The 19,426-nt window shown below is 42.3% G+C and carries 20 protein-coding genes; 15 read left to right on the top strand and 5 right to left on the bottom strand.

The features are described 5' to 3' along the window. The first annotated feature begins 294 nt into the window (after positions 1–294). Positions 295–522, top strand: a complete 228-nt coding sequence (locus tag ACR65F_RS12370) for a hypothetical protein (protein WP_440504587.1) — start codon at positions 295–297, stop codon at positions 520–522. 315 nt (positions 523–837) lie between these two features. On the opposite strand, the gene ACR65F_RS12365 is transcribed toward ACR65F_RS12370, so the two are convergent. Next, complete coding sequence (locus tag ACR65F_RS12365; protein ID WP_039042563.1) at positions 838–1,767, bottom strand: peptidylprolyl isomerase; 930 nt, start codon at positions 1,765–1,767, stop codon at positions 838–840. Positions 1,768–1,911: 144 nt separating this feature from the next. Between ACR65F_RS12365 and ACR65F_RS12360 the strand changes: the two genes are divergently transcribed. Then, the gene (locus ACR65F_RS12360; RefSeq protein WP_082003340.1) at positions 1,912–2,013 is read left to right on the top strand and encodes a YjcZ family sporulation protein; all 102 of its coding nucleotides are present in this window, start codon (positions 1,912–1,914) and stop codon (positions 2,011–2,013) included. A gap of 47 nt (positions 2,014–2,060) precedes the next feature. Here the strand turns inward: ACR65F_RS12360 and ACR65F_RS12355 are convergent, their stop codons facing one another. The 4 genes from ACR65F_RS12355 to ACR65F_RS12340 all read right to left on the bottom strand — a co-directional run bounded on the left by ACR65F_RS12355 (position 2,061) and on the right by ACR65F_RS12340 (position 3,914). Further along, positions 2,061–2,252 (bottom strand): hypothetical protein, encoded by a 192-nt coding sequence (locus ACR65F_RS12355; protein ID WP_225217795.1) that lies wholly within the window; start codon positions 2,250–2,252, stop codon positions 2,061–2,063. A 53-nt stretch (positions 2,253–2,305) separates the two neighbouring features. Next, the gene (locus ACR65F_RS12350; RefSeq protein ID WP_440504586.1) at positions 2,306–2,893 is read right to left on the bottom strand and encodes an HTH-type transcriptional regulator Hpr; all 588 of its coding nucleotides are present in this window, start codon (positions 2,891–2,893) and stop codon (positions 2,306–2,308) included. A gap of 155 nt (positions 2,894–3,048) precedes the next feature. Beyond that, positions 3,049–3,405 carry a YtxH domain-containing protein gene (locus ACR65F_RS12345; protein ID WP_039042561.1) on the bottom strand — a complete coding sequence of 119 codons (357 nt, stop codon included), beginning with the start codon at positions 3,403–3,405 and terminating at the stop codon, positions 3,049–3,051. 77 nt (positions 3,406–3,482) lie between these two features. Next, positions 3,483–3,914 carry an HIT family protein gene (locus ACR65F_RS12340; RefSeq protein WP_039042560.1) on the bottom strand — a complete coding sequence of 144 codons (432 nt, stop codon included), beginning with the start codon at positions 3,912–3,914 and terminating at the stop codon, positions 3,483–3,485. Between the two features lie 119 nt (positions 3,915–4,033). Here ACR65F_RS12340 and ACR65F_RS12335 point away from each other — a divergent pair, with 119 nt between their 5' ends. The 13 genes from ACR65F_RS12335 (at position 4,034) to trxB (ending at position 19,277) form a co-directional block, all read left to right on the top strand. Beyond that, entirely contained in the window at positions 4,034–4,783 is a 750-nt protein-coding gene (locus ACR65F_RS12335; protein ID WP_039042559.1) for an ABC transporter ATP-binding protein, read from the top strand. After that, on the top strand, positions 4,767–5,975 hold the full coding sequence (locus ACR65F_RS12330) for an ABC transporter permease (protein WP_440504585.1): 1,209 nt from the start codon (positions 4,767–4,769) through the stop codon (positions 5,973–5,975). Before ACR65F_RS12335 ends, ACR65F_RS12330 begins: the two co-directional genes overlap by 17 nt. 75 nt (positions 5,976–6,050) lie before the next feature. Next, positions 6,051–6,287, top strand: coding sequence for an IDEAL domain-containing protein (locus tag ACR65F_RS12325; protein ID WP_025783097.1), 237 nt, complete (start codon positions 6,051–6,053; stop codon positions 6,285–6,287). A 125-nt stretch (positions 6,288–6,412) separates the two neighbouring features. Next, positions 6,413–8,395, top strand: a complete 1,983-nt coding sequence (gene uvrB / locus ACR65F_RS12320; protein WP_440504584.1) for an excinuclease ABC subunit UvrB — start codon at positions 6,413–6,415, stop codon at positions 8,393–8,395. A gap of 6 nt (positions 8,396–8,401) precedes the next feature. Then, positions 8,402–11,275, top strand: a complete 2,874-nt coding sequence (uvrA, locus tag ACR65F_RS12315) for an excinuclease ABC subunit UvrA (RefSeq protein WP_440504583.1) — start codon at positions 8,402–8,404, stop codon at positions 11,273–11,275. A 72-nt stretch (positions 11,276–11,347) separates the two neighbouring features. Beyond that, on the top strand, positions 11,348–12,556 hold the full coding sequence (locus ACR65F_RS12310) for a DUF4097 family beta strand repeat-containing protein (protein ID WP_440504582.1): 1,209 nt from the start codon (positions 11,348–11,350) through the stop codon (positions 12,554–12,556). Between the two features lie 166 nt (positions 12,557–12,722). Beyond that, positions 12,723–13,676, top strand: coding sequence for an HPr(Ser) kinase/phosphatase (hprK, locus tag ACR65F_RS12305; protein WP_039042554.1), 954 nt, complete (start codon positions 12,723–12,725; stop codon positions 13,674–13,676). Next, on the top strand, positions 13,677–14,483 hold the full coding sequence (gene lgt / locus ACR65F_RS12300; RefSeq protein ID WP_440504581.1) for a prolipoprotein diacylglyceryl transferase: 807 nt from the start codon (positions 13,677–13,679) through the stop codon (positions 14,481–14,483). A gap of 7 nt (positions 14,484–14,490) precedes the next feature. Then, on the top strand, positions 14,491–15,438 hold the full coding sequence (locus tag ACR65F_RS12295) for a nucleoside recognition domain-containing protein (RefSeq protein ID WP_039042589.1): 948 nt from the start codon (positions 14,491–14,493) through the stop codon (positions 15,436–15,438). Continuing rightward, positions 15,431–16,084, top strand: coding sequence for a pyrophosphatase PpaX (ppaX, locus tag ACR65F_RS12290; RefSeq protein WP_039042552.1), 654 nt, complete (start codon positions 15,431–15,433; stop codon positions 16,082–16,084). The genes ACR65F_RS12295 and ppaX overlap by 8 nt, the downstream gene beginning before the upstream one ends. Further along, positions 16,081–16,605, top strand: coding sequence for an acyltransferase (locus ACR65F_RS12285; RefSeq protein ID WP_440504580.1), 525 nt, complete (start codon positions 16,081–16,083; stop codon positions 16,603–16,605). Before ppaX ends, ACR65F_RS12285 begins: the two co-directional genes overlap by 4 nt. A 91-nt stretch (positions 16,606–16,696) precedes the next feature. After that, entirely contained in the window at positions 16,697–18,223 is a 1,527-nt protein-coding gene (locus tag ACR65F_RS12280) for a tetratricopeptide repeat protein (RefSeq protein ID WP_440504579.1), read from the top strand. Between the two features lie 103 nt (positions 18,224–18,326). After that, positions 18,327–19,277: a thioredoxin-disulfide reductase gene (gene trxB, locus ACR65F_RS12275; protein ID WP_440504578.1), complete on the top strand. Its 951-nt coding sequence runs from the start codon at positions 18,327–18,329 to the stop codon at positions 19,275–19,277. The last annotated feature ends 149 nt before the right edge of the window (positions 19,278–19,426 follow it).

The raw sequence follows: 19,426 nt of genomic DNA, 5'->3' as shown, positions 1-19,426 counted from the left end.
GGAAATCCTAACTCCTTCGCTCTCAATCCCTGAATGCGTAGCGAAGCGAAGCACACCAATTAGGTTTGGTTTTGAATTAGGTAAAAGATGGATTGGTCGCGAGCTTGGATACGAATTGGGGCGATGGACTTGCCGCGGGAACGAGCGGGTGCTGGCGGGAAACTAAGTCACGGGTTGCGGCGGGGAACGGGCGGATTGCAACGCAGAACGAGCGGGTTAAGATGGAAATCCTAACTCCTTCGCTCTCAATCCCTGAATGCGTAGCGAAGCGAAGCACACCAATTAGGTTTGGTTTTGAATGAGGGAAAAGAAGGATTGGTCGCGAGCTTGGATACGAATCGAAGCGGGGGCTTTCCGCGGGAACGAGCGGGTACTGGCGAGAAACGATTGGGTAGCCGCGGAGAACGGGCGGGTACTGGCGAGAAACGGTCGGGTTGCAACGGAGAACGGGCGGGTACTGGCGAGAAACGGTCGGGTTGCAACGGAGAACGAGCGGGTACTGACGAGAAACGAGCGGGTTGAGATGGAAATCATAACTCCCCCAATCTCAATCCCTAAATGCGTAGCGAAGCGAAGCACACCAATTAGGTTTGGTTTTGAATGAGGGGAAAGATGGATTGGTCACGAGCTTGGATACGAATTGGAGCGGGGGCTTGCCGCGGGAACGGGAGAGTTCTGGCGTGAAACGAGGGGAAGTGCTCATAAATCTCTGAAAGTGATCATATGCCACAAAAACTTATCATAAATCTCCACACCCTCATACCCACAACAACTTTCCAACAAAAAAAGCCACATGCCCCGTCAGAACGTCTGACAGGCCATGTAGCTTATTCAAAATTACTTCTCTTCGCCTTCAGTGTCAGCCGGTGCATCTGCGCCGTCTTCTTTAGCTTCAGGCTTGCTTTGGTTAAACATGTCCAATGCAGATTTCAAATCTTTGTCTGCTACTTTCACGTCTGCATCTTTAATAAGCTTCGCAACTTTGTCGACAATTTTGCTTGTATCCGCTTTGGCAAGCTTCAACTCTTGTTTTGCTTTTTCTTTGTCTGCTTTAGAAGGCTCTTTGTCGTCTGCTTTACGCGTGTCTTCTAATTTGATGATGTGGAATCCGAACTCAGATTGAACAGGTTCGCTGATTGTTCCTTTTTCCATTGCTACAGCAGCATCCCAGAATTCTGGAACCATTTTACCTTCACCAAACCATCCAAGTTCGCCGCCAGACTTGTCAGCGCCTTCTTCAGTTGAGTATTCTTTAGCAAGTTTCGCGAAATCTTCGCCTGCATCTGCTTTCTTCTTCACTTCTTTAGCCTTCTCTTCGTCTGCAACCAAGATGTGGCTAGCTTTTATTTCTGTATTCTTTTGTTCTAGATATTTGTTAAGTTCATCATCGCTTACCTTAATACCATCTGTAAGCGCGGCTTCTTGCAATTTGTTGAGCTTAAGTGCTTTTTTGAAACCGTCCGCTGTTTGACCTTGTTGTGCGAGGTATTGATCGAAGTTGTCGCCAAGCTGTTCTTTGACATCATCGTATTCTGCCTGCACATCTTTGTCAGATACATCATATTTTGAATCGAGGACCTTTTCAATAACCATCATTTGCAGTGCTTGTTCACCAACGGAATCTTTCATCTCTTGGTAAAATTCACTCTTTGTTATATCTCCATCTTTGGATGTAACGATTGCTTCATCATCAGAAGCATTCCCTGAACAAGCCGAGAGTGCAAGAACAGATGCTGCCAACGTGAACGATAGTACTGTTTTTTTCATAGTTTAGATACTCCTCTGTAAATGTAATTAACAATTGTCACTATAACATACAAACGAATCGAGTACAAAAAGGTTCCCACTATAATCGCCCAACTATTGAAAAGGGGTTCGCATAAGATACAAAAGAAGAGAGGGGGTGCTTCGATGAGTGGATATGCTGGAGGTACTGGAGCAGGATCTGGTTTCGCATTGTTGGTTGTCCTGTTCATTCTATTGATCATTGTAGGCGCGGCTTACCTGTACTAAAACATGAAAAAAGTCCATCCCGTTTTACGGGGTGGACTTTTCGCTATTTAGACCTTCAAAAAGACTTCAACGTAAAGTGATAACATTAAGATAGTAATCAGTACATTTACAGTTGCATATATTTTATTTTGCTTTTCTTCAGGAATTTCTCGTGATTCGCAGAGCGCGAACGTCATTTTGTTGATTTGGAACAAGTAGAATAGTGAAAAGAGAACAGTTATTATTAAAATCACGTGCATACCCCCTTTGGACATCTCTTCCCATCATAGCAGACTGAGCAGAGATTTGGGAATTATTTATCCTCACCAGATACGAGTTTCAATTCACTAGGTGTCGCTGTGAGATGCCCATTTTCTTCTTCAAAAGTTTGGCCGAGGCTTTCAAATCCCTTTTCGAAAATTCCCATGAAATCTTCACCATACACATTGCGAATGACGGACATGACTTCCAAAAACTCAGGGAACTTTCCGTAAAGATTTTTAATGGGAAGGGACCCATCTAAAATTGAATGATCAGAGACAAAGTAATTTTCGGTCATCTTCTTGATTAAATCTTCGCCATGATCTGTGACGAGAACATATGTATTCCGGCGATCGTCTTCTTTTTTGAAAAACTTTAAGTACCCACGTTGTTCTAATTTCTTGGAAAAGTTGAATGCGGTAGATACATGCATGACTCCGAATTTTGCGATATCTGAGATCGTAGCACCTTGTAGATGATATGCAATCCAAAGTATGTGATGTTCGTTAATATTCAAGTCATAAGGTTTTATCCATTGTTGCCAGTCTTTTTCTACAGCTTTCCACAACGCTTTGGACATCTGCGCAAGACGTTGAGTGTAAATCATTGCTTCCTTAAAGGAATACTCTTGTTCGGACATGCAAGCACCTACTTTCTTTTTTCTATAGATGCTTTCATTATAGCAGGAAAGCAACAAATAAAAAAGTTAGAATTGAAAAAATAATTGAAATCGTTTCAAATACTAAAAGAAAAATAAAAAAACATCCCCAAAATGAGGATGCTCTTGTCGTCTTATCAATTATTTTGTTGTGCAGCAACAGAACGTTCAAGTTCTTCAATGGCAGATTGGATTTCTAGAATCTCGCTTTCTAACCGGTTCCGCGATCCTTCATCCGCAGTGCGCCAACCGCCTACAGAATCTTTGACCCCTTCAATCGCAGGTTGGACATTCTCGTTTGCAAAATCAGAAACGGATTCTTTCAACTCATTGACTCTACCTTTCACGTCTTTTAGCTTTGACTTTATATCGGCAGATGCAGTTGCGACGGAAGTTCTCATTTCGCTTCCAGACTGCGGAGTTGAGTAAAGAACTGTAATGGCAGCAGCAACTGACCCGACAGCCAGTCCTGCAAAAAATGTAGATGTTTTCATTTATAGCTCACTCCTTCCTAGTTGGTTCATTTCCTTGTCGTGAATAGTTGAAACATGATTGGATTTTAAATGATACGTTACACGTTTGTTTGGAGAATCTTTTTAATGTCTCCCGCAAGTTCTTGAATCCGTTCGCTTGGGAACTCTTCTGTTTTTGGATTCCATGTAGGACGATACCCATCCGTTTCGTCGTATCTTGGGACGAAATGCAGATGGAAGTGGAAAACGGCTTGGCCGGCTGCTGCGCCATTATTTTGGACGAGGTTCATACCCGCAGGTTCAAACGTATCCTTAATGGCGTTTGCAATTTTAGGAGCAACTGCAAACAGATGAGAGGCCTCATCAGAAGTCAGGTCATACACATTTTCCCTATGTGTTTTAGGGATGAGGAGGACATGCCCTTTTGTAACTGGCATAATGTCCATGAAAGCAATTACGTGTTCATCTTCATACAAAACTTCTCCAGGGAGTTCCCCGGCTACGATTTTACAGAAAATACAAGAGGACATTTGTACACTTCCTTTCATGAATGTCATTAGTGTAGCATATTTTCAGATAATCAGCATGAGCTGGACAAGGCATTGTTGTTTCAAATTTGGTAAACTATAAGAAGAATGGAGGATGACGCATGGCAATACTTGATTTGAAAGACGTAACAGGCGGTTATTCAAGAAAACCTGTTCTACATGAAGTATCATTTAACATTCAAAAAGGTGAATTAGTCGGGCTGATTGGACTAAATGGTGCCGGGAAAAGTACAACCATCAAACATATTATCGGGTTGATGAATCCTCAAGGGGGATCCATTGAAATTAACGGTGTCGCGTTTGACGAGGATGCTGAATTGTATCGAAAGTCATTCAGTTACATTCCTGAAACGCCAATATTGTATGAAGAACTGACACTACGTGAGCATCTAGAACTTACCGCTATGGCGTACGGACTCCCGCAAGACATATTTGAAGCAAGATCAGCGGCGTTACTGAAAGAGTTCCGAATGGAAAAACGATTAAAATGGTATCCTTCTCATTTTTCGAAAGGGATGCGGCAAAAGGTCATGATCATGTGTGCATTTCTTGCTGAGCCTGCACTCTATATTATTGACGAACCCTTTGTCGGACTAGATCCGCTAGGCATTCGCTCATTGCTTGCTCAACTTACACAGAGAACGGAAAATGGCGCATCGGTTTTGATGTCGACACACGTATTGTCGACTGCTGAAAAACATTGTGATCGGATCATCCTCTTGCACGAAGGCAGCGTGCGGGCACACGGAACGATGGACGATTTACGAAAAGCATTCGGACGTCCGGATGCATCACTGGATGACTTATACATTGCGATGACAGAGGAAGCAGATTATGAACAGCTTACGTGAAGTGTGGGGGAACCGTTTCGGTAAATATTTGATGGAGTTGCAGCGCTACTTGCAATATGTATTCACGGGACATTTGGCAATCGTGTTGCTGTTTTCGATAGGAGCAGCAGGCTATTCCTATAGTGAATGGTTAAAAGATGTACCCGCTGACTTACCTGCGGCTCGGATCATCGCCCTGTTGCTAGCTGCTTCAACGTTCATAGCGACACCAGTGACACTTCTGAAACCAGCAGATGCTGTCTATTTACTGCCACTTGAAAAAGAATTACCAACGTATACAAGCCGAGCGTTAAGTTGGACGTTCTTTTCAAAATTACCTTTACCAATCATTGTTTTCATCGTAGCACTACCAATGCTAAGTGCTTATGAAATAGGGAGTAAACCGATATTCGGCTTATTACTTCTATTGATCATTGCTGTTTTGTGGGCAAGTGTGCGAACCGAGTTTCTTTATCGGAAAGCTAACGAAGGACAAGGAGTGTGGCGGGACCGATTCATCCGTTTCGTACTGAACGCACTATTGTTTTATGCAGTACTCACTGATCAGTGGATTATCCTGGTTGTTATTACAATTGCCTATTTGCTATACGCTACTTTGTGGATGAAAAAAGCGAACGTACAACCATTTCCTTATAATCACTTCATCGAACTCGAGCAAAATCGGATGATGAGTTTTTATCGATTTGCCAACTATTTTACTGAAGTCCCTCATTTAAAGGGGTCGATAAGTAAGCGGTCATGGCTCGGTCTATTCATGCCTGATGCAAATGTAGAGCGTACAGATGCACAAAGCTTTTTGCTGCGTCGGACGTTTATCCGGACGGACGAATCTTTTTGGCTTTGGCTGCGGCTAACGGTGCTATCGATTTTAGGAGTGTTGTTCATCCCATTCCCAATCGTGGCATTCATTTTCATTGGGGCACTAGCCTTCGCCTCGGCGATTCAGACGTTGCAAACACTTCGTGGTGGTGATGAATTCCGGATGGATTTGTTATTCCCGAATACAGAAGAGACACGTCCAAAAGAAATTTTCCGTTTGACGGAGCGTGTCCAATGGTTGCAAGCAGGGCTAATAGTAATTGCAGGCTTACTCATGCATGGTCTGTCAATAACACCTTTTGTAATGGGTGCAATTGTACTGATCATTTCTGAAGCCACGATTCGATTATCGAATAACAAAGAGGAAGAGTAGGAATATTCGAAAAAGTACTTGCAAAATGGAGGAAGAATTCGTTACAATAATTAAAAGGGTTCCGAGGTGAGAAAGATGGAGAATAATTATTCATATGCTGAGTTCCTAAAGGCTGTGGGAAAGAATAGTTCCTCAATGCAAGCGGAAAAAATGCTGAATGACATCTACATCGATTTGTTTCTTAATCATATCCACCGTGAACAAACTCGAACACGTTTGCTGGAAGAGATTGATGCGGCCCTGGATCGTAATGATAAACCGACTTTTATGCAACTGACTGATTCGTTACGTAAATTAGACGAAAAAGATTGATTTAAAACTGTGCGCAATCGCGTACAGTTTTTTTTTGAGAAAAAACGTACGTTCGCTTTTTGCTTTGGTATGAAGAGGGAATGTGATAAAATAGACAATAGAGGAATACTAGGGAGTGACGTTCAGTGACAGATACATTTAGCCTACAAGCACCATATACACCTCAAGGAGATCAGCCGGCTGCCATCAAAGAGTTGGTTGCTGGTATTGAGAAAGGTGAAAAGCACCAAACATTACTAGGGGCAACAGGTACAGGTAAGACATTTACCGTTTCAAACGTTGTAACCGAGGTAAATAAACCGACTTTGGTCATTGCTCATAACAAAACGCTTGCGGGTCAACTCTATAGTGAATTCAAAGAGTTCTTCCCTAATAACGCAGTTGAATACTTTGTAAGTTTTTATGACTACTATCAGCCGGAAGCTTATGTCCCTCAAACAGATACGTATATTGAAAAAGACTCCAGTATAAACGATGAAATAGATAAGTTACGTCACTCAGCGACGGCATCACTCTTTGAACGAAGAGACGTCCTAATTGTTGCTTCCGTATCATGTATTTATGGTCTAGGTTCACCTGAAGAATATGGTGCCCATATGATTTCACTACGCCCTGGTCTGGAAATTGATAGGAATCAGTTATTACGTAAATTCGTGGATAACTTGTATGAGCGCAATGATGTGAGTTTTACACGCGGAACGTTTCGTGTACGAGGGGATGTCGTGGAAATCTTCCCTGCATCTCAAGACGAACGTTGTATCCGTATTGAATTTTTTGGAGATGAAATCGAGCGGTTACGTGAAGTGGATGCACTGACAGGTGAAGTGCTAGGTGAACGCGAACACGTAGCGATTTTCCCGAATTCCCACTTCGTAACTGGTGAAGCGAAAATGGTGAAAGCGATTGAACGAATAGAAATAGAATTGGAAGAACAGCTGAAAATACTTCGAGAAAATGACAAACTGCTTGAAGCACAGCGACTTGAACAACGCACACGGTACGACCTGGAAATGATGCGAGAAATGGGCTTCTGTTCAGGAATCGAAAACTATTCCCGTCATCTATCCCTTCGCGACGCGGGAGAGACACCTTATACATTGATCGACTATTTCCCTGATGATTTCCTCATTGTGGCGGATGAAAGCCACGTGACGCTTCCACAAATCCGAGGTATGTACAACGGGGACCAGGCGAGGAAGAAGGTTTTAGTTGAGCATGGATTCCGTCTTCCTTCCGCATTGGACAACCGTCCACTTATGTTTGAGGAATTTGAAAAACATGTCAATCAGGCAATTTATGTCTCGGCAACACCGGGACCTTATGAAATCGAACATACGCCAAAAATGGTTGAACAGATTATTCGTCCTACTGGTTTGCTCGACCCCATTATTGAGATACGTCCAATTGAAGGGCAAATTGACGATTTATTGGATGAAATCAATGAACGGGCAAAACGAAACGAACGTGTGCTTGTTACGACGCTCACGAAAAAAATGTCTGAAGACTTGACGGATTACTTGAAAGAAGCTGGCGTGAAAGTGAACTACCTTCACTCTGAAATCAAAACCTTAGAGCGGATAGAAATCATTCGTGAGCTAAGACTTGGTGTATATGATGTCTTAGTAGGCATTAACTTATTGAGAGAAGGACTGGATATTCCAGAGGTGTCACTCGTGACAATATTGGATGCAGATAAAGAAGGGTTCCTACGTTCAGAACGCGCGCTCATTCAAACAATTGGACGTGCTGCACGGAACTCTGAAGGACGAGTTATCATGTACGCCGACCGGTATACGGATTCCATGAACAAAGCAATCGAAGAAACACAGCGACGCAGAGAGATACAGATGGATTATAACGAAGAGCACAATATTACGCCGACAACGATTCAAAAGGGAATTCGCGATGTCATCCGAGCGACACAAGCTTCTGAAGAATCCATCTCCTTTGTGGATAAAGTAACAGAAGGTAAGAAGTTGACGAAAGAAGAGAAAACAACATTACTTGCTTCACTTGAAAAAGAAATGAAAGAATCAGCGAAAGCACTAGACTTTGAACGTGCTGCTGAACTCCGGGATACAATATTGGAATTGAAAGCGGAAAGGTGAGAAGGCATGAAAAATACTGAAATCTATATACAAGGTGCCCGAGCGCACAACTTGAAAAACATAAACGTGACGATCCCGAGAGATCAGTTAGTCGTCATGACAGGTCTCTCCGGATCAGGGAAATCATCTCTCGCTTTTGATACGATTTATGCAGAAGGTCAACGCAGATATGTTGAGTCTCTCTCTTCTTATGCTCGGCAATTTCTTGGGCAGATGGACAAACCTGACGTAGATCTCATAGAAGGTCTATCACCGGCCATTTCGATAGACCAAAAAACGACGAGTAGAAATCCGCGTTCTACAGTTGGTACCGTTACAGAAGTATACGACTATTTAAGATTGCTTTACGCGCGTGTTGGAAAGCCGATTTGTCCGAATCATGGGATTGAAATCACCTCGCAAACAGTTGAGCAAATGACAGACCGTGTACTTGAGTTGGATGAACGGACACGTATTCAAATATTAGCACCCATAATTTCAGGTCGAAAAGGAACCCATGTTAAGTTACTGGAAGACTTGAAAAAACAAGGGTATGTCCGTGTTCGAATTGATGGTGAAACATTTGATCTAGATGACAATATCGAACTCAACAAAAACAAAAAACATAACATAGAAGTCGTTGTCGACCGAGTCGTTATCAAAGAAGGTATTGCAGGTCGACTCAGTGACTCACTTGAAGCGGCTCTTCGCCTTTCGGAAGGAACAGCACTTGTCGATGTAATCGATGGGGAAGAACTATTATTTAGTGAACACCATGCCTGTCCAATTTGTGGGTTCTCGATAGGGGAACTTGAACCGAGAATGTTTTCGTTCAACAGCCCATTTGGTGCATGTCCGGATTGCGATGGACTCGGTATGAAATTAGAAGTAGATCCAGATCTAGTCATCCCTGATTCTTCACTATCCTTAAAAGGGGATGCGATAGTCCCTTGGATACCGACGAGTTCACAATACTATCCAGAACTGCTGAAGACAGTTGCGCAGCATTACGGAATTTCTATGGACTGTCCTGTTAGCGAATTGGCTCCAGATGATTTGGATAAAATTCTTTACGGTTCGAAAGAAGAAAAAATACGATTTAAATATACGAACGAGTTTGGTCAGACCCGTGATAATGCAATTTACTTTGAAGGCGTATTATCTAATATAGAGCGCCGTTTCAGAGAGACTTCTTCCGACTATGTTCGTGAACAGATGGAGAAGTATATGGCGCAACGTCCATGTCCAACTTGCAAGGGCTACCGATTGAAACAAGAATCGCTCGCTGTAAAAGTCGCTAATATCCACGTTGGTCAAGTGACAGAGAAATCGATTGTCGAAGCTCAGGCGTTTTTCGATAACCTTCAGCTTTCAGAAAAGGATACAAAAATTGCTGAGCTGATCCTTCGGGAGATTAACGAGCGACTCGGTTTTCTTGTAAATGTAGGTCTCGATTATTTGACGCTATCTCGCGCAGCGGGAACTCTTTCAGGTGGAGAAGCGCAAAGAATCCGGCTTGCGACTCAAATTGGCTCCCGTCTAACGGGCGTTCTGTATATCTTGGATGAACCTTCTATTGGACTTCATCAAAGAGACAATGACCGGCTAATCAGTACGTTGAAGAGTATGAGGGATATTGGGAACACACTCATTGTCGTGGAGCATGATGAGGACACGATGATGGAAGCTGATTACTTAATCGATATCGGCCCAGGAGCGGGTGTAGCGGGAGGAGAAATCGTTTCTGCTGGAACACCACAAGAAGTGATGGCAGATCCAAACTCGTTGACTGGACAGTATTTGAGTGGGAAGCGGTACATTCCTTTGCCGATGGAACGACGGAAATCAGACGGTCGGAAAGTGATAATAAAAGGCGCTTCTGAAAACAATCTTAAAAAAGTGAATGTCGATTTCCCGCTTGGCCAGTTCATTGCAGTGACGGGTGTTTCCGGATCAGGAAAGAGTACACTTATCAACAATGTACTTTATAAAATATTGGCGCAAAAGTTGAATCGTTCAAAACAACGTCCAGGTGCGTATAAAAGCGTTGAAGGATTGGAAGAATTAGAAAAGGTTATTGAAATCGACCAATCTCCAATTGGGCGAACACCTCGTTCGAACCCTGCTACTTATACGGGTGTATTCGACGATGTAAGAGACGTTTTCTCCATGACGAACGAAGCGAAAGTACGTGGTTACAAAAAAGGAAGATTCAGTTTCAATGTAAAGGGCGGACGATGTGAAGCGTGCCGTGGAGATGGGATTCTTAAAATCGAGATGCATTTTCTACCGGATGTCTACGTACCTTGTGATGTGTGTCATGGGAAACGATATAACCGTGAAACGCTTGAAGTGACGTATAAAGGGAAAAACATTGCTGATGTACTAGAAATGACAGCAGAAACTGCAACTGAGTTCTTTGAAAACATCCCTAAAATTCAACGGAAACTCCAAACAATAGTTGACGTCGGCCTAGGGTATGTTCAATTAGGGCAGCCTGCGACAACGCTTTCTGGCGGTGAAGCACAACGTGTAAAACTTGCTTCGGAACTTCACAAACGGTCTAACGGGAAGTCTTTCTACATTTTGGATGAACCGACTACGGGACTTCACGTACATGATATCGCGAAACTCCTAAAAGTTTTGGAGCGACTTGTTGACTCCGGAAATACAGTGTTAGTTATAGAACACAATCTAGATGTCATTAAAACCGTTGATCATATTATTGACCTTGGACCCGAAGGTGGCGACAAAGGCGGACAAATCATCGCTACTGGTACACCTGAACAAGTTGCTGAAAATAAACAATCTTATACAGGAATGTACTTGAAACCTATCTTGAATCGGGATCGCGGTCGTATGACTGCAAGACTTGAACAGGCTGAAAATCCAGTAACATGAAACTTTTTGGGTTACGAACCGTATAGATAAGCAAATCATATGCACCATCATTCCACATAGGAGGCGAAAGAAATGCAAAACGAAAGAAAACGCATTTTAACTATGCTTGAAAATGGAACGATTTCAACGGACGAGGCTTTGACTCTATTAGAGGCGTTATCTCAAAGTGAACCTGCAAAGAAGTCTGCTGATTTTTCTATTGATATTGAACCAGCTAAAACACAAGATCATGGACAGAAAAAAACAGAAGAAGACCCTTTTGCTGAGTCAGGAAAAGAAGAGCATTCCAAAGGAAAAGCTAAATCTGGTTGGTCAGGCACTTCTGCAGAGGAATTCATGGAAGACGTTCGTAAGGATTTAACGAATGTCGGTGACCAGTTTATGCAATTCATGCAAAGTGCAGTTCAAAAAGTGAAGCAATTCGATATGGATAATCCGTTTGGCGCTTCAACGACGTTTGAACACAAAATGCAAAAAGAAGTAAAAGAGTTGGAAGAACTCATCGTGGATATCGATAACGGTAAACTATCGATTGTCCCGGGTGAAGGAGAAGAAATTTCAGCAGTCTTTTCAGTGAAGACCTTCACGTCAAGTTCTGAAGAAGAAGCAAAGAAGGAGTTTTTGGAAAAACTTATTTTTGTAACTGATGATCAGTCACTTAGAATTTCAAGTAATTCCAAAACGGTACAAGTAAATACAGTGCTCACCGTTCCTAAAAAAACGTATCGTAAGATTTCAGTACGATTGTTGAATGGCGGATTCGATTTCCGTAATTTGGAGGCTGATGTCCTTCGTGTAAAGACAGCTAACGGAAAAGTTAATCTAAGCTACGTTAAAGCGGGAGAAGTGGACATCGAAACCCTTAATGGAGAAATCCGTTTGCTAAGCATTGAAAGTCATAAACTGGAGACACAGACATTGAACGGACTCATCTACATTGATGGGAAAGTGAAAGACACGCAAGCTCGTACACTCAACGGATCTATCTCAGTGACAACTTCCCATGAATGTCCTGAAAAAATAGATGTGAAAAGCGTTGGGGGAAATATAGAGTTGTATGTACCTAGCTCGCTATCGTTAGTAGGTAGCATTACATCAACCATCGGTAGCCTGAACCTGAAACTGCCGGATGTTGAGAATACGTCCAATCAGGATCAGCTTTTACATCGTTCCATGAACTTTAAGAAGGATGAACAGGATTCTCCTTCTACACTTCATTTGTTTGCTGAATCTAAAACAGGTTCAGTCATGGTTTGTTATTCTCCTGATAAGAACGAATAATGAATAGAGTCAGCCTTCTCTCTTACTAATCGAGGGAAGGCTTTTTAATTCATGGTTAAAAATTTTAAGACAAGCGAAGTCATCGATGCAAAAAACCGTTCAAAATCCATTGTACAATGGTAGAATGATGCATAGATGACAATTGAAGATGGAGGTGGCCGATCAGATGGGTGGAGTCACGGTAAAAGATATTAAGGAACGGTTTGACTTGGAATTGCTTGCTGGAGCTAGTGGAATCGACAGAACGATTGAGTTAAGTGACATATCCCGTCCAGGGCTTGAGATGGCAGGCTATTTTGATTTCTATACACGCACACGCATCCAACTGTTAGGGAAGACGGAGATTTCGTTTTTTGAATTGCTACCTGAAGCTCTTCGCGTTGAACGGATGAATTTGTTATGCACACCGGACACACCTGCATTCGTTTTGGCACATGGTGTTACATTACCAGCGGAGCTTGAAATCGCTGCAGAAAGAATGGGGATATCTGTTCTTGGTGCCGATATACCAACTACCAGACTTTCGGGCATGTTGACAAATTTCATTGCGGGTCGCCTGGCACCGATGAAAACACTTCATGGTGTTTTAGTGGATGTCTATGGGATTGGTGTGTTAATCACTGGAAAGAGTGGTGTTGGGAAAAGTGAGACAGCTCTCGAACTTGTTAAACGCGGACATCGACTCATTGCAGATGATTCGGTTGAAATCCGTGAAGTGGCAAAAAATATTTTAATCGGAAGTCCTCCACCTTTGCTCCAACATATGTTGGAGATCCGAGGCGTGGGTATCATTGATATTATGACCTTATTTGGCGCGAGTTCGGTAAAAGATGATAAGCGGATTGTTCTCATCATCGACTTGGAACTATGGGATCCTGAGAAAATGTATGATCGTCTAGGTGTCGATGAAGACAAATTTAAGATCATGGATTCAGAAGTGACGAAGCTAGTTGTGCCGGTTCGTCCGGGTAGGAATCTATCGGTTATTATCGAAGTGGCTGCTATGGATTATCGACTCAAATCGTTAGGCATTAATGCAGCTGAAGAATTTACAAACAAGCTGGATGCAGTGATTAGTCAAAAGGCGACTGCAGCAGAAGAAAAGGGGATTCACCGGTAAATGAATACATTATTAGCGATCGATCCAGTTGCGTTTTCGTTCGGTACTTTTGAAGTCCGTTGGTATGGAATCTTAATTGCAACGGGAATCATTTTAGCGTTTTTACTAGTTCAAAGAGAAATGGTAAAACAAAAGATGCATCCAGACTTCTTGACGGATATGCTCATTTGGGCAGTTCCAATCTCCATTATTTCTGCACGAATTTACTATGTAATCTTTTCTTGGGATTTCTATAAAGATCATCCTGGAGATATTATTAAAATCTGGGAAGGCGGCATCGCCATACACGGTGCCCTGATCGGAGCGATTATTACAGCGGCTATCTTCACTAGAAAACGTGGTGTTTCTTTCTGGAAAGTAGCAGATATTACAGCACCTGGTCTACTCATCGGTCAAATTATCGGGCGTTGGGGCAATTTCATGAACCAAGAAGCACATGGCGGTCCAGTGTCTCAGTCTTTCCTCGAAAATAACATCATTCCTGATTGGATCATGAATCAGATGACGATTGATGGTGTTACCTATCATCCTACGTTTTTGTATGAATCCGTGTGGAATCTCGTGGGTCTTGCGATCATCCTATTGTTGCGAAGAGTCAACTTGAAACGTGGAGAAATCTTCTTCTTCTATATCATTTGGTATTCAGTTGGACGTTTCTTCATCGAAGGAATGAGAACGGATAGTTTGTATGGAGGGGATCTCCGTGCAGCACAAGTCGTATCTATTTTGGGAGTGGTCATTGCACTGGGGCTACTCATCTACCGCAGGTTCATTATGAAAACGGATGTGAGGTATAATGACAAATAATGATAATATGGCGACGCTCAAGAATGGGTTAGGAGCGGGATTAAAAACAACTTGGTCACTGGGGAAAATTATTTTCCCCATCACGATTCTTGTAGTAATTTTACAACATACTCCTATATTGCCTTGGATAGTTAAGCTGATTTCTCCATTCATGAATCTTTTTGGATTGAGTGGAGAAGCGGCAATCCCGCTAGTCCTCGGAAATGCATTGAACTTGTACGCCGGAATCGCTGGAATCTTATCGCTCGACTTGACGGTGAAAGAAGTGTTTATCATTGCGATGATGCTTAGTTTTTCACACAACCTGTTCATCGAAACTGGGGTTGCGTTGAAAGTGGGCGTCAAACTATGGATTGTGTTGGTGGTGCGTTTCGGTTTGGCAGCGTTATCCGGGATTGTCATTAACCTCGTTTGGCAAGGCGGTGGAGAAATCGCGAAATATGGGATTGCTCCTGAAACGGCTATAGTTCCTGACGGCTGGTTTGATATTTTCTTATTGGGGCTGCAAAAAGCATCTTTTGGAGTCTTGCAACTCGCTCTCATTGTTATCCCGTTGATGCTCGTTGTCCAATTCTTGAAAGACCGAAATTACTTAGAGAAGTTCTCCTCTAAATTTTCACCAGTTACTAAACTTATTGGTGTACAGCCGAACGCTTCGTTAACGTTAGTGGCGGGACTTGTCATAGGTTTAGCATATGGTGCAGGTGTAATGATCCAGGCGGTTCAAGAAGACGGTGTTAGTAACAGGGATGCAACACTATCGTTCATATTCCTTGTCGCATGTCACGCAGTCGTCGAAGATACGTTATTATTCATCCCATTAGGTATCGCGGTCTGGCCACTGCTCCTGATCCGCGTTATAACCGCATTCGTTCTGACGATTGCAGTCGCGTTTTTCTGGAGACAAAAGCTGAACGAGAAACTGGAAAAGGAGGCTACTGTTTTCAATGGATAAGCCAATTACAACGATACTGTTCGATTTGGACGGTACTTTACTTGATACGAACGAACTAATCATGCAATCATTTGAACAATTACTCGGCAAACATTACCCGGGAAAATATACACGAATAGATATTTTGCCTTTTTTAGGACCTACTTTAGCAGAGACATTTAATGGGATGGACCCTTCCAAGACAGAAGGGATGATTCAGGAATATCGTGAATGGAACCTTGCGAACCATGACCGATTAGTGGATGAGTTTGATGGAGTTACGGAAGTATTGACCCAATTAGCTAACAGTGGCATCCGAATGGCGATTGTGTCGACGAAAAGAAATGACATGGTTCATAAAGGGTTAGATTTAATTGGCATCACACACTTATTTGAAACTATAGTTGGATTAGACGACGTACAACGTCCCAAACCAGATCCTGAACCACTTTTACTTGCGATGGACCGGTTGAATGCTTCAAAAGAAGAAGTCCTAATGGTTGGCGATAACTTCCACGACATTGAAGGTGGGAAAAATGCTGGGGTTCGTACAGCTGCTGTTGCTTGGTCTGCAAAAGGTTCTGAATTTCTTTCGACTTTTAACCCAGACTATATGTTGACCCACATTTCAGATTTATACGAACTTGTAGGTGTGAAGGGCAAATGAGAAAGACGGAGCGTTTTCGTGTAAAGGGTGAAGGAAACTCACTTTGGAACTTGTACAAATCGGTATCAATTTTTAAAGTCATGAAAAACTTTGTTGTCATACAAATTGCTCGCTATACACCGTCATTCAAAGTGAAGAACTGGTTATATAGAACATTCTTGCGGATGGAGGTCGGACAGCGTACCGCATTTGCTCTTATGGTCTTTCCTGATGTAATGTTTCCCGAACGCATTCAGGTAGGGAGCAATTCCGTTATAGGGTTCAACTCCACTATCCTGGCTCACGAATACCTAATAGATGAGTATCGGATTGGGAACGTGGTCATTGGTGACGAAGTCATGATCGGTGCAAACTCCACAATATTACCAGGCATTACTATCGGTGATGGAGCTGTAGTTTCTGCAGCTTCGTTGGTGAATCGAGATATCCCGGCGGGTGCATTTGCAGGAGGGAACCCTGTTCGTATTATTTACACAGCTGATCAGGTTGCAGAACGGAACGAAAACAAACTTAAGGTTTAAGATTGTACAAAAGAGTTATGGTATACTGTAGTCATATTGCAAGAAGGAGCGTTTCCCTCGTTCCTTCTTGTTTTTTATCGGAGGAATCTGTTTGGATAAAAACGAGTACAACAAAAACAATAATATTATTTCATTTGTCCCAGACGGCGATTTTTACTATGAACGGGCCCTTGCGGAAATCCAGAAAGAACAATTTCCGGAAGCTTTGAAATATTTGAAACGAGCGGTGGAACTGAATCCTGATGATCATCAAATTGTCATGCAATATGGAATTATGGTGATGGAAGAAGGACGTTTTGAAGAAGCGCTGGATTTACTAATTCAAGCGTACGAATTGGAACCGACAGATGGCGATGTGATTTTCTATCTTGCAGAAATTCATGCACATCTGGGTCTATTACGTGAAGCGAAAATGTTTGCAGAAAAATATATGAACGTGGCGCCTGAAGGGGAACTTTCAGAAGAAGCAAAAGAGATTATCGAGTTTGCTGAACAAGAAGCTGCATTTTTATCGGACGAAGAACCGGGAGACGAAGAAGTTCACTTGTTACAAGAAAAAGCAAGACGGTTAATGGAAACTGGAGAGTTTGACAAAGCGGTCTCAGTCTTAGAAGACATCGTTGTGGATTATCCTGAATCCTGGTCTTCTTTTAATAACTTGGCACTTGCTTATTTTTATAGAGGTGAAACGTCGGATGCCCGTGAATTGTTGTACGACGTGTTGCGAAAAGACCAAGGCAATGTCCATGCATTATGCAATCTTGCTGTTTTCTATTACTACGAAGGGGATCAGGAGAAATTACTGCCCCTCACAGAATTGCTAGTGAAAATACGTCCATATCAGTTTGAAAATCGCTACAAATTGGGAGCTACTTTTGCTCTGATTGGTAATCATAAGGAAGCGTACTACTGGTTGCGTAGCATTCAGAAAAAAGGATTTGAAGGAGATGCAGGATTCTTCTTTTGGCTAGCACATGCTGCATTCTTTTCAGGTCATCGTCAACAGGCTGAAACTGCATTTAGCCGATTGATTGAAATTGACCCTTCAAAGGCTGGACTGGAACCATGGGTTGACGCGAATGAGGACAAGCAGATTGACACGTCAATCTATACACAGGACAAGCAATTTTTACTCGATAAAATTGGCAATGAGTATGTCAGCGAAAGAATGTTCGGATTTTTCCTGTTAGGAAAGTCCATTCATAAACAAGAAATCATAGCACACCCTGCTTATATAGATGTTGAAAAGTTGGAGGATCTTGAGAAGCTAGTACTCGCTTCAAGTCTGGATTATCATCTTGTAGAAAAGTCTATCGCAGATCAGGCATTCAATCGCGCCATGCAAGCAAGCGAACTGTTATATGCCAAGCACAATCCGCTTGATGAAGAAGGAACGCACTTATTTCAAATGTGGTTTTCTTTGTTTGAAATCGGAATTACGAAACAGTACACATTCAAAAATCCAAAAGCGATAGCTGCAGCTGCAGACTATATGTTCCATTCTTCTCGAAGCAAAGGGGTCACGAAAACAAAACTTGCTGAATTATATAAAATAAGCACACCTACACTTACTAAATACGTGAGTGAGTTGTTCGAGCTCCTTCCAAACTTCTCGTGATAACCTTTTGCCATGAAAAACGTATAGCAGGCAGAAAAGTTGATGGTAAGTCAGAAACCTTATACGATTTGAACAGAAGTAGTTAATTAGAGGAGGAACTAGAATGTCAGCTGAAACAATCTATGACGTGATTATCATTGGAGCAGGACCTGCTGGTATGACGGCAGCAGTATATACGGCACGCGCTAATATGTCGACTCTTATGTTGGAACGTGGAGTACCAGGCGGCCAAATGGCAAGCACGGAAGAAATTGAAAACTATCCAGGATTTGAGTCCATTCTTGGGCCTGAGCTTTCAACTAAAATGTTCGATCATGCTAAACGCTTTGGTGCAGAATATGCGTATGGTGATGTCAAAGAAATTATTGATGGAAAAGAATATAAAACAATTGTTGCTGGTGGAAAAGAGTATAAAGCTCGATCCATCATTATTACGACAGGCGCAGAATACCGGAAAATGGGAATTCCTGGGGAAACAGAGTTAACAGGTCGCGGAGTGAGCTACTGTGCAGTTTGTGATGGTGCTTTCTTTAAAAACAAAGAAATCATCGTTATTGGTGGCGGAGATTCTGCGGTTGAAGAGGGGACTTACCTTACTCGTTTCGCAAGTAAAGTAACTATTATTCACCGACGCGACGAGTTGCGTGCTCAGAAAATTCTTCAAGAACGAGCATTTGCAAATGATAAGATCGACTTCATCTGGAATTCAACCGTCAAAGAAGTGCACGGTAAAGATGGAAAAATCGATTCGGTCACATTAGTGTCTACAGAAGATGGTACTGAACAAGAGTTTGCAGCCCAAGGTATGTTTATCTACATTGGTCTAGATCCAATCACTGCACCATTCAAGAATCTCGGTATTTTAGATGCGAATGGATATATTAAAACAAACGAAGTGATGGAAACGGAAATTCCGGGAATCTTTGCAGCAGGGGATGTGCGTGAAAAACTATTGCGCCAAGTCGTCACAGCTACAGGGGACGGAAGTATCGCTGCACAATCTTGTCAAAAGTATGTGGAAGAATTGACAGAATCCCTTGAAACTCAAGTGTAAGTAAATAATCTTTCCTTAACGCAACTTTAACATTTTTGTAACGCTACTGAAATAGTTATCGGTTATACTAAGAGTGTTGATTGACCCCCTATTTTTAAATAAACTTTTAAGCTGTCGGAGTGTACTATGCCGGCAGCTTCTTTTTGTGT

This window comes from Sporosarcina sp. SAFN-010, from assembly GCF_059415065.1.
This window is presented reverse-complemented; position numbering and strand designations above follow the sequence as displayed.